The following is a 10,494-nucleotide window of genomic DNA, read 5'->3' on the forward strand; positions in this document are numbered from 1 at the left end:
TGAAACCGCTAGCACAGCAACCAAGGGGACCGTGGTGGCCGCAGAGGCACCCGTCGAAACCGCTGCCTCAACGGCACCTGCCCAGAACGAGCCTCGTGAGGCTCGTCGTGGCGGTCGTGAGCGCAACCCGAACAAGGACCGCGGAAGCCGCGATGCCGACAAGAGCCAGTTCCTGGAGCGCGTCGTCACCATCAACCGCGTTTCCAAGGTGGTGAAGGGTGGTCGTCGCTTCAGCTTCACCGCTCTCGTCGTCGTCGGTGACGGAAACGGCCTCGTCGGCGTTGGATACGGCAAGGCCCGCGAGGTGCCGACCGCTATTTCCAAGGGCGTCGAAGAAGCGAAGAAGAACTTCTTCCGCGTTCCCCGCGTCGGTCTGACGATCCCGCACCCCGTGCAGGGTGAAGCCGCAGCCGGCGTCGTCCTGCTGCGTCCCGCCGCCGCCGGTACCGGCGTTATCGCCGGTGGCCCGGTGCGCGCCGTTCTCGAGTGCGCGGGCATCCACGATGTCCTCAGCAAGTCGCTCGGTTCGTCGAACACCATCAACATCGTTCACGCCACGGTCGAGGCCCTGCACCAGCTCGAAGAGCCGCGTGCAGTTGCGGCTCGTCGTGGCCTCGCGTACGAAGACGTCGCTCCGGCGCGCTTCCTGCGTGCCGACGCCGCCGCAGCAGCAGCTGCAGCGGCAGCAAAGGCAGGTGCCTGATGGCTCGCCTCAAAGTGACACAGATCAAGTCCAAAATTAGTGAGAAGCAGAACCAGCGCGACACGCTTCGCAGCCTGGGTCTCAAGCGCATTGGCGCAGTCACGATTCGCGAGGACAACTCGCAGAACCGTGGTTACGTCAACACCGTTGCTCACCTCGTAAAGGTCGAGGAGATTGACTAATGGCTGACGAGAAGGAAGCTGCCACGGCAGCCGCCAAGCCCGCCACTGCACAGAAGGCAGCCCCCAAGAAGGCTGCCTCCGCCAAGGTCGCAGTGAAGGCTGCTCCGACCGAGAAGCGCGAGCAGGTTCTGAAGGTTCACCACCTTCGCCCCGCCCCAGGAGCCAAGAAGTCGCGCATGCGTGTCGGTCGTGGTGAAGGATCCAAGGGTAAGACCGCCGGCCGTGGAACCAAGGGTACGAAGGCGCGCTACAACGTGCGCATCGGGTTCGAGGGTGGCCAGATGCCGCTGCACATGCGTACTCCGAAGCTGCGCGGGTTCAAGAACCCGTTCCGCGTCGAGTACCAGGTCGTCAACCTCGAGAAGCTCGCCGAGCTTTACCCGAACGGCGGCGATGTGACCATCGCCGACCTGGTCGCCAAGGGTGCCGTTCGCGACAACGAGAAGGTCAAGGTTCTCGGCAATGGTGACATTGCGGTTAAGCTGAACATTGCAGTGGATAAGGTCTCCGGCTCAGCAGAGCAGAAGATCGTCGCTGCGGGTGGCTCAATCAAGTAAGTCCGTAGACGCTGAGCGAGCTTGTCGAGGCCACCAATCGAAATCTTTCGATGCTGGTCTCGACAAGCTCGTTTTTCACGTTATTAACTGGAGGCATTGTGTTCAGCGCCATCGCGCGGATATTCCGCACACCCGACCTGCGCAGGAAAATCGGGTTCAGTCTGGGTATCGTTGCCCTGTTCCGACTGGGCTCGTTCATCCCTGCCCCCTTCGTCGACTTCGGAAACGTTCAATCGTGTCTGGCGGCGAACCAGGACGCCAGCGGCCTCTATGAGCTCGTCAACCTCTTCAGCGGCGGCGCCCTGCTGCAACTGTCGGTCTTCGCGCTCGGCATCATGCCGTACATCACGGCCTCGATCATCGTGCAGCTCCTGCGCGTGGTCATCCCACATTTTGAGACACTGCACAAGGAAGGCGCGTCCGGACAGGGCACGCTCACCCAGTACACTCGGTACCTCACCATCGCCCTCGCGATCCTTCAGTCGACGACGCTGATCACGGTGGCCCGCAGCGGAGCGCTCTACGGCACGTCCGCCAGCGCCGAGTGCTCGCAGCTGCTCACCAACGACGCCTGGTACGCCATCATGCTCATGGTCATCACCATGACCGCCGGCACCGGCCTGATCATGTGGATGGGTGAGCTCATCACCGAGCGCGGCATCGGCAACGGCATGTCACTGTTGATCTTCACCTCGATCGCGGCCCTCTTTCCGGGATCGCTCGCCTCCATCGGGCAGCAGAAGGGCCTCGACATCCTGATGATCGTGATCGCGGTCGGTCTGGTCGTGGTCGCCGCCGTGGTCTTCGTCGAGCAGTCCCAGCGTCGCATCCCGGTGCAGTACGCCAAACGGATGGTCGGACGCCGCACCTACGGCGGGAACAACACGTATATCCCGATCAAGGTGAACATGGCCGGCGTCGTGCCCGTCATTTTCGCGTCGTCACTGCTGTACCTTCCGGCCCTGATCGCGCAGTTCAACCAGCCGGCGGCCGGACAGGCGCCGGCAGCGTGGGTCACCTGGGTCACCAACAACCTCACGCAGGGCAACGATCCGCTCTACATGGCGCTGTATTTCCTCCTCATCGTCGGATTCACCTACTTCTATGTCGCGATCACCTTCAACCCCGAAGAGGTCGCCGACAACATGAAGAAGTACGGCGGATTCATCCCGGGCATACGTGCCGGTCGTCCGACCGCCGAGTACCTGGACTTCGTTCTCACCCGGGTGACGCTGCCCGGTGCCCTGTACCTGGGCCTGATCGCCCTGCTGCCGCTGATCGCGTTCTCCGCGATCGGAGCCGACCAGAACTTCCCGTTCGGTGGCGCCAGCATCCTGATCGTGGTCGGTGTCGGACTCGAGACGGTCAAACAGATCGACGCACAACTCCAGCAGCGCCACTACGAAGGGCTTCTCCGATGACCCGTTTGCTGCTGATCGGCCCGCCCGGCGCGGGCAAGGGAACTCAGGCCGAGCGCCTGTCCGAGGCCTTCGACGTTCCGGCCATCTCCACCGGTGACATCTTCCGCTTCAACGTGAAGAACGACACCGAGCTGGGTCTTCAAGTCAAGGCGTTCATGGATGCCGGTGCGTACGTGCCTGATTCCCTCACCAACGCGATCGTGTCCGATAGGTTGCAGCAGCCCGACGCCACCAAGGGATTCCTGCTGGACGGCTACCCGCGCACGCAGGAGCAGGTTTTGGAACTGGACCGGTTGCTGGAGGCCGACGGTGACGCACTCGACGCCGTCGTGCTGATCGTGGCCGACACCGAAGAGGTCGTCGCCCGACTCCTCAAGCGTGCCGCCGAGCAGGGGCGTGCGGACGACACCGCTGACGTCATCCGGCACCGCCTCTCCGTCTACGAGGAGCAGACATCTCCTCTGATCGACGTTTACTCCTCCCGCGGTCTCGTGGTCACGGTCGACGGCCTCGGCGCCGTCGACGAGGTGACCGGGCGCATCCTTGCGGCACTGACCGGGCGCGGACTCTCCGTGCCCGTCACCAGCGTGCCCGTCACCAGCGTGCCCGTCACCAGCGGAGACGCAGCCAGCGCCTCCTAACCCGGTCGTGCACGCCCAGCGTGCGCGTCCTCAGCAGTTTGCAGAGATCTTCACCATGAGCCTTCGACGATCCATCTACAAGTCGCCGGCGCAGATGCGGTTGATGATCGTGCCCGGACTGGCCACGGCCGCATCCCTGGATGCGGCCCGGGCGGCCATCCGGGTCGGTGCGACCACCCTCGAGCTCGACGCGGCCGCCGAGGCGGCCATCGTGGCTCGGGGCGGCCTGCCGAACTTCAAGCTGGAGCAGGGCTACCACCACACGGTCTGCGCGTCCGTCAACGAGGATGTCGTGCACGGCATCCCGGGGGCTCGCGTGCTCGCCGCCGGCGACATCGTGTCGATCGACAGCGGTGCCATCATCGACGGCTGGAACGGCGACGCGGCCTTCTCCTTCGTGATTCCGGACCCGGCCCGGCCCGAGGTCGTCGCCGAGCGCGAGAAACTGTCGCACATCACGGAGCAGTCGCTGTGGCACGGGATCGCCCGGCTCGCGGTGGCGCGTCACCTCAACGAGGTCGGCGATGCCATCGAGGACTACGTCGAGTCTCAGGGGGACTACGGAATCCTCACCGACTATGTCGGTCACGGCATCGGCCGGTCCATGCACGAGGCCCCGCCCGTGTTCAACTATCGCGTGCGCCAGAAGGGTCCGGACGTGAAGCCCGGTCTCGTGATCGCGATCGAGCCCATGGTCGTCATGGGATCCATCGAGACGTTCGTGCGCGACGACGACTGGACCGTCGCCACCAGAGACGGCCTGGCCGCCGCGCACTGGGAGCACAGCGTGGCCGTGCACAAGGACGGCATCTGGGTGCTCACCGCCGCCGACGGCGGCGCTGCGGGGCTGGCCCCGCTCGGCATCACGCCCGTTCCGCTCCCGTAGCCGCACACGGCCCGAACCAGCCGCACTCGGAACGTCGGATCTCACCGCACTGCGTGGACGCCGTTCCGGACGCGAAACGTCGTGCCCGATTCCAAACCAATTCGACGGAGATTTTGGGTCAAACACCCGTTTTCGTGCCCGAAAGCGGTGTTTTGGGCAGAATCTCCGTCGAATTCGTTCGGGGCGAGTTGATCCCGGGCCCCGGACTTGAACGAGACGGCGGTTGCAGCGCGCATCCACCCCGCGCCGCGGTCAACTTCTCGCCTGTCCGAGAAATGGACCTATCGCCACTCACCCGCCACCCGCGATCGCTCCTCACCCGCGGCAATCGGGACCCGCTCGCGGAGCCGCACACGGCCCGAACCAGCCGCGCTCGGGGGAGGGGATCTGGTCTCTCCGGGACTCCGGAGGCGGGAGGATGGAGGAGAGGGCAAACCGTCCGTCGCGGCTCAGGGAAAGAGCGATTCCATGAAGATTCTCATCGTCTGCGGTGCTGGCGCCTCCAGTGCCTTTGTTGCACATCGGGTTCGGCACACCGCCGCGGCCCGCGGTCTGGATGTCCACGTCTTCGCGGGGAGCGAATCGGATCTGCCGGCCTCCCTCGGCCCGGTCGACGTGCTTCTGGTGGGTCCCCACCTGGCACCCCGGTTTGAGAAGATCCGCCTTCAGGCCGTGCACGCCGGGGTCGGCATCGCCCTGCTGGAGGAGACCGTCTTCGCCTCGCAGAACGGCGACGAAGCGCTCGATGCCGCGATCTATGCGTACAAGACGCGTGACTGGGCTGAAACGAAGAAGTAGCCCGACCGGTGGCCTACTGGTCCATCAGGTGCACGAGCTCGTCGATGAAGGATGCGAAGTCCACCGACCGCTTGACCAGCCGCTGCACGTCGGCCCGGTCTGAGAAGACCTCCACGAACTGGTCGAAGACGGTCTGGAAGCTCTTGCGCCCGGCGGCGCTGAAAGCGACCATCGCCACCACGTTGACGCGGTTCTCGCCCCACGCCATGGGCGTGTCGTTGATCACGACGGCGATCGAGGTACGGATTGCCGTCATCGACATCGAGTGCGGCACCGCCACGTTGTCCGTGAACGCCGTCGACGACATGAGCTCGCGCTCGATCGCGCCGTCGATGTAGCTCTCGTCGATATCGCCGTGTGCGATCATCCGTTCGCCGAGAGCGCGGATCATCGCGGTCTCGTCAGCGGCGTGGAAGTTGTGCGCGAACAGAGACTCGTCGAAGAACTGCAGCAGCTCGTCCTTGAGATCGGCGCGACGGCGAAGACGACGGATGCGGCTGGCGGCCTTCCGCACGCGGTCGATGTCGGCCTCGGTCAGGAACGGCTGGATCACGATGACGGCCTCGGCCGGCGACTGCGGTTCGATGGTGGAGAGCACGAGTTTCGCATCCAGGGCCTTCCAGTCGACGTCGCTGCGGGTGACCACCGACACAACTTCGAGCTCGTCACCGAGGACCCGCTCGATCCGTTCGCGCAGCAGCACGTGCATGTCGTAATAGTTCGGGCAGATCAGAGCGCACGTGACCAGGTCCTCGCGCCGGGACTGCTGCTGAAGGTGGGCACCGACGTGCATCGCGATGTACGCGATCTCATCGTCGTTGATCACGATCTGCTCCTGCCGCTGCAACTGGCTGGCGATGTAGACGGCGACCTCATAGATCATCGGGTAGGACGTCTTGATCGACCGGGTGAGCGGGTTGTGCGAGTACGAGCGGTCTGTCGCCCGGTTGATCAGGTTGCGCACGTGCAGCGTGAGCCTCACGATGAAGTTCTCCTCCGCGAGGTCCAGCAGGAACTCGTCCCCGGCCTGGCCGACGATCCGGCGCACGGCGTCGAGATCTTCGGGGCGGACGAAGCTCTCGATCAGAACCTGCGCCGGCTGGTCCTGCCCGGGTGTGATCACCCGGGTCTTGAGCAGGAGTGCGATGTAGCCGAGGTCACCGGCACCCAGTTCGACGTGGAAGTGGCGCACGATCAGCCCGGAGAGGGCAAGGGTCATCGCGTCGGGGGAGCCGACGGATGCCGCGGTCTCGGCCACCACGGGGGAGGTGCGCCTCGTGACCCGGTCGATGGCGATGGCGACATGGAGTAGAACGTCGTTGGTGCCGTACTCGTTGACGAAATACCCCTGCGAGTCGAGCATCGCGATCAGATCCGTCTTGAACTCTCCGAGGCTCTCGGAGGCGAACTCGCGCTGGATCGCCTCGAGTTCGAGCAGACCGCGCGAACTCTCCTCGCGGAACAGCCGGCTGAGCAGCCTCCGCCGGTCGGTCTCGGAGCCGGTGAGCGTGACCACGCTGCCGTGGCGGGTGAGCGTGAGCCCGGTGGCGGGCAGTAGCTGCCGCACCTTGGTCAGGTCGGAGTCGATCGTGGAGTCACTGACGAACAGCTCGGCGGACAGAGCGTAGACGTCGAGCCCCTCGTGGGACTCCGTGAGCCGGCGCACCAAAGTGTAAAGGCGATCCGTCGGGGTCTCGGCTTCGTCCGAGTGAATGCGCCCCCTGGCGCGGAACATGGCGAACGCCTCGAGGTCCAGCCGGTACCCGGCCGGCCCCGACTCGATGATCTCGAGCGGCCCGGCGGCCAGTTTCAGGTTCGTGACGTAGCTGCGCACGGTCCGGGGCGTGACGCCCAGGAGGTCGGCAAGCTCGCCGGCGGTAACCCAGGCCGGTGTCTGCGACAGAAAATCCAGCATCCGTGTCTGTTTGTCGCTCATCGCATGAAACTCCCAAGTAAAAAGCAAGTCTCCCACGCCGCTCCCGGCCGGATCTCTGCCACGAGATTTCCGGGGGTGCGGAAAAGTCTCTGGTGGCCCCGCACGACCACCTTGGTCAGACTTGAATAAGTCGCAACGTGACGGGGCAACTCCTCATCGCATCCCTACGAAAGGCAGAGAAATGACGACGACGTCAGCTACCAAGACCAAGAGCGGAGGAACCCGTGTGCACGTTCAGCGCTTCGGAACCTTCCTCAGCGGAATGGTCATGCCCAACATCCCTGCATTCATCGCGTGGGGATTGATCACCGCATTTTTCATTCCGACCGGTTGGACCCCGAACGCGACCTTGGAAACGCTCGTCGGACCGATGATCGTGTACTTGCTGCCGCTCCTGATCGCCAACACCGGTGGCCGGATGGTCTACGGAACGCGTGGTGCGGTCATCGCCTCGATCGCGACCATGGGTGTCATCGTGGGCAGCGAGATCCCGATGTTCATCGGCGCCATGATCGTCGGCCCGGGATCCGCGTACCTCCTGAAGAAGCTTGACAGCCTCTGGGCCGGCAAGATCAAGCCCGGGTTCGAGATGCTGGTCGACAACTTCGCGTCCGGCATCCTCGGCATGATCCTCGCGCTGGGTGCGTTCTTCGGAATCGCCCCGCTCGTGACCGGGATCAGCAATTTCCTCGAGATGATCGTCGACTGGCTCGTCTCCAACAGCCTGCTGCCCATCGCCAGCATCTTCATCGAGCCCGGCAAGATCCTGTTCCTCAACAACGCCATCAACCATGGCGTGCTCACGCCGATCGGTGTGCAGCAGGTTGCTGAAAACGGCCAGTCGGTGCTGTTCCTGCTCGAGGCGAACCCCGGCCCCGGCTTGGGCATCCTGCTCGCCTTCTCCTTCTTCGGAGTCGGCATCGCACGGGCCAGCGCACCGGGCGCCATCATCATCCACTTCTTCGGCGGCATCCACGAGATCTACTTCCCGTACGTGCTGATGAAGCCGGCACTGCTCCTCGCCGCAGTCGGCGGCGGCATGACCGGTGTCGCCATCAACGTGGCCTTCGCAACCGGCCTGCGCGCCCCAGCCTCACCCGGCAGCATCATCGCTATCCTGATCCAGACCGCCCCGGGCAGCTACGTCGGCGTCATCCTCTCCGTCATCGGCGCCGCCACGGTGTCATTCCTGATCGCAGCCGTCATCCTCCGTGCCAGCCGCAAGCGCGACCTGACCGCCGGCGATACCGGTGACATGGCCGAGGCCATCGCCAAGACCGAAGCAAACAAGGGCAAGGCCAGCACCATCCTCGGCGGCCTCGGAGCCTCCGGAACTTCGGCCACCACCGCTCGCCGTGTGAAGAACATCATCTTCGCGTGCGACGCCGGAATGGGCTCCAGCGCCATGGGCGCTTCGGTGCTGCGCAACAAGATCAAGAAGGCCGGTCTCGACGGCATCACCGTGACCAACCAGGCGATCGCGAACCTCGACGGCACGGCCGACCTGGTCATCACGCACCAGGACCTGACCGCCCGGGCCCAGTCGAAGTCTCCTGACTCGACGCATGTCTCGGTCGAGAATTTCATGAACAGCCCGAAATACGATGACGTCGTCGCCCTGATTCAGGGCCAGGCGGCCGAGGAGGTAGCGCGATGACCGACCGCATTCTGGAACTGGGCAACGTCGTGGCCGCGGGGTCGGCCACCACGAAGCTCGACGCAATCCGTGAGGCCGGCGCCCTGCTCGTCACCGCAGGCGCCGTGCGCGAAGACTACGTCGACTCGATGTTCGACCGCGAAGCCAGCGTGTCGACCTACATGGGAAATTTCCTGGCGATCCCGCACGGGACCAACGACGCCAAGGAGTCGATCGTCCGGTCGGCCCTGTCGCTCGTGCGTTACGCCGAACCGATCGATTGGAACGGCCAGCAGGTGCGTTTCGCCGTCGGGATCGCGGGGCTCAACAATGAGCACCTCGAAATCCTGCAGAAGATCGCGATCGTCTTCTCGGACGAGGACGAAGTGCAGAAATTGATTGACGCCGTCACAGCAGAGGACATCTTCATGCTCCTCGAGGAGGTAAACGCAGAATGAAGGCCATTCACTTCGGTGCAGGGAACATCGGCCGCGGATTTGTCGGCCTCCTGCTTCACGATGCCGGATACGAGGTTGTCTTCGCCGATGTGAATGTCTCCCTGATCGACGCTTTGCAGGCTGCCGGCAGCTACGCCGTGCACGAGGCAGGGGAAGTGTCGACCACCCGCGTGGTCGACACTTTCCGGGCCATCAACAGCGCCACGGATGAGGCCGCACTGATCGACGAGATCGCGACGGCCGATATCGTCACCACCGCGGTCGGCCCCACCGTCCTCCGCTTCGTGGCACCGGTCATCGCGGCCGGACTGGGGCGGCGGTCGGCCGAGTTGCCGCCCCTGGCCGTGATGGCGTGCGAGAACGCCATCAACGCCACGGATGTCCTCGCCGAACAGATCTGGGCCAACGTGCCGGAGCCGGAGCGAGCGGCTGTGGCCGAGCGCGTCGTCTTCGCCAACACGGCAGTCGACCGCATCGTGCCCGGCCAGGCCGAGGACGACGGCATCGACGTAACCGTCGAGGCCTTCTACGAGTGGGTCATCGAGCAGGGCGCCTTCAACGGCGCCGTGCCGGTCATCCCGGGTGCGACTTTCGTCGACAATCTCGCGCCCTACATCGAGCGCAAGCTGTTCACGGTGAATACCGGACACGCGACCGTCGCCTACCTCGGCGGTGTCGCCGGGGCTTCCAAGATCTCCGACGCGCTCCTGGTGCCGGCGGTGCTGGACGGCGTCCGAGCGGTGCTCGAGGAAACCTCGACCCTGCTCGTGGCCAAGCACGGCCTCGACGTGGACGCCCAGCGCGCCTACCGGGAGAAGATCCTGGTGCGCTTCGCCAACCCGTCCCTGCCCGACACGGTAGAGCGCGTCGGCCGCCAGCCGCTGCGCAAGCTCAGCCGCCACGAACGGTTCATCGGCCCTGCCGCCGAGATCGCCGAACACGGCACCCGCCCGGTCGCGCTGCTCGCAGCCGTCGAAGCCGCACTCCGGTTCGACGTCGCCGACGATGAGCAGAGCGCCCTGCTGCAACGGATGCTGCGCGCCGAGACGGCCGAATCGTTCACCGCGTCGGTGTGCGGCCTGGACGCCGCGCATCCGCTGTTCGCCGACGTGGTCCTGGTCGTGGCCGCGGTGCAGAAGGCCCTCTGAGCGGAGAATCCCGCGAAGGATTATAGGGAAGAATTGCCAAAAGGCAACTCCGTACCATAGAGTTAATCCTTGGTGTCTTGTGCGCACGTATGCGGCGTATCAGTGCACCACAATCCACGCACGACCAG

At 64.8% G+C, this 10,494-nt stretch carries 11 protein-coding genes; 10 read left to right on the forward strand and 1 reads right to left on the reverse strand.

The genetic code is table 11. The features are described 5' to 3' along the window. Positions 1-31: 31 nt before the first annotated feature. The 7 genes from rpsE (at position 32) to CXY82_RS15880 (ending at position 5,188) form a co-directional block, all read left to right on the forward strand. Complete coding sequence (gene rpsE / locus CXY82_RS15850; protein ID WP_104101028.1) at positions 32-703, forward strand: 30S ribosomal protein S5; 672 nt, start codon at positions 32-34, stop codon at positions 701-703. Beyond that, the gene (rpmD, locus tag CXY82_RS15855) at positions 703-885 is read left to right on the forward strand and encodes a 50S ribosomal protein L30 (protein ID WP_174235710.1); all 183 of its coding nucleotides are present in this window, start codon (positions 703-705) and stop codon (positions 883-885) included. The genes rpsE and rpmD overlap by 1 nt, the downstream gene beginning before the upstream one ends. After that, complete coding sequence (gene rplO / locus CXY82_RS15860) at positions 885-1,442, forward strand: 50S ribosomal protein L15 (protein ID WP_104100954.1); 558 nt, start codon at positions 885-887, stop codon at positions 1,440-1,442. Before rpmD ends, rplO begins: the two co-directional genes overlap by 1 nt. Before the next feature lie 98 nt (positions 1,443-1,540). Then, the gene (gene secY / locus CXY82_RS15865) at positions 1,541-2,863 is read left to right on the forward strand and encodes a preprotein translocase subunit SecY (protein ID WP_104171762.1); all 1,323 of its coding nucleotides are present in this window, start codon (positions 1,541-1,543) and stop codon (positions 2,861-2,863) included. Beyond that, on the forward strand, positions 2,860-3,504 hold the full coding sequence (locus CXY82_RS15870; protein WP_104171763.1) for an adenylate kinase: 645 nt from the start codon (positions 2,860-2,862) through the stop codon (positions 3,502-3,504). The genes secY and CXY82_RS15870 overlap by 4 nt, the downstream gene beginning before the upstream one ends. 55 nt (positions 3,505-3,559) lie before the next feature. Next, on the forward strand, positions 3,560-4,390 hold the full coding sequence (gene map / locus CXY82_RS15875; RefSeq protein ID WP_104171899.1) for a type I methionyl aminopeptidase: 831 nt from the start codon (positions 3,560-3,562) through the stop codon (positions 4,388-4,390). Positions 4,391-4,858: 468 nt separating this feature from the next. Continuing rightward, the gene (locus CXY82_RS15880; RefSeq protein ID WP_104171764.1) at positions 4,859-5,188 is read left to right on the forward strand and encodes a PTS sugar transporter subunit IIB; all 330 of its coding nucleotides are present in this window, start codon (positions 4,859-4,861) and stop codon (positions 5,186-5,188) included. Between the two features lie 13 nt (positions 5,189-5,201). On the opposite strand, the gene CXY82_RS15885 is transcribed toward CXY82_RS15880, so the two are convergent. Continuing rightward, entirely contained in the window at positions 5,202-7,124 is a 1,923-nt protein-coding gene (locus CXY82_RS15885; RefSeq protein WP_104171765.1) for a transcription antiterminator, read from the reverse strand. Positions 7,125-7,305: 181 nt separating this feature from the next. Between CXY82_RS15885 and CXY82_RS15890 the strand changes: the two genes are divergently transcribed. Genes CXY82_RS15890 through CXY82_RS15900 form a run of 3 tightly spaced genes read left to right on the forward strand, consistent with a single transcriptional unit; the run spans position 7,306 to position 10,366 of the window. Further along, complete coding sequence (locus CXY82_RS15890; RefSeq protein WP_104171766.1) at positions 7,306-8,781, forward strand: PTS mannitol transporter subunit IICB; 1,476 nt, start codon at positions 7,306-7,308, stop codon at positions 8,779-8,781. Beyond that, positions 8,778-9,218, forward strand: a complete 441-nt coding sequence (locus CXY82_RS15895; RefSeq protein WP_104171767.1) for a PTS sugar transporter subunit IIA — start codon at positions 8,778-8,780, stop codon at positions 9,216-9,218. The genes CXY82_RS15890 and CXY82_RS15895 overlap by 4 nt, the downstream gene beginning before the upstream one ends. Continuing rightward, entirely contained in the window at positions 9,215-10,366 is a 1,152-nt protein-coding gene (locus CXY82_RS15900; protein WP_104171768.1) for a mannitol-1-phosphate 5-dehydrogenase, read from the forward strand. Before CXY82_RS15895 ends, CXY82_RS15900 begins: the two co-directional genes overlap by 4 nt. Positions 10,367-10,494: the final 128 nt, after the last annotated feature.

Origin of the sequence: Cryobacterium sp. M23, assembly GCF_002929655.1 — a bacterium.
GTDB classification, from domain to species: domain Bacteria; phylum Actinomycetota; class Actinomycetes; order Actinomycetales; family Microbacteriaceae; genus Cryobacterium; species Cryobacterium sandaracinum.

What these genes read in the sequence shown, in the direction of transcription:
- CXY82_RS15900 (WP_104171768.1), top strand. Translation starts at nt 9,215, where the DNA reads ATGAAGGCCATTCACTTCGGTGCAGGGAACATCGGCCGCGGATTTGTC.
- rpmD (WP_174235710.1), top strand. Translation starts at nt 703, where the DNA reads ATGGCTCGCCTCAAAGTGACACAGATCAAGTCCAAAATTAGTGAGAAG.
- CXY82_RS15880 (WP_104171764.1), top strand. Translation starts at nt 4,859, where the DNA reads ATGAAGATTCTCATCGTCTGCGGTGCTGGCGCCTCCAGTGCCTTTGTT.
- rplO (WP_104100954.1), top strand. Translation starts at nt 885, where the DNA reads ATGGCTGACGAGAAGGAAGCTGCCACGGCAGCCGCCAAGCCCGCCACT.
- CXY82_RS15890 (WP_104171766.1), top strand. Translation starts at nt 7,306, where the DNA reads ATGACGACGACGTCAGCTACCAAGACCAAGAGCGGAGGAACCCGTGTG.
- CXY82_RS15885 (WP_104171765.1), bottom strand. Translation starts at nt 7,124, where the DNA reads ATGAGCGACAAACAGACACGGATGCTGGATTTTCTGTCGCAGACACCG.
- CXY82_RS15895 (WP_104171767.1), top strand. Translation starts at nt 8,778, where the DNA reads ATGACCGACCGCATTCTGGAACTGGGCAACGTCGTGGCCGCGGGGTCG.
- map (WP_104171899.1), top strand. Translation starts at nt 3,560, where the DNA reads ATGAGCCTTCGACGATCCATCTACAAGTCGCCGGCGCAGATGCGGTTG.
- CXY82_RS15870 (WP_104171763.1), top strand. Translation starts at nt 2,860, where the DNA reads ATGACCCGTTTGCTGCTGATCGGCCCGCCCGGCGCGGGCAAGGGAACT.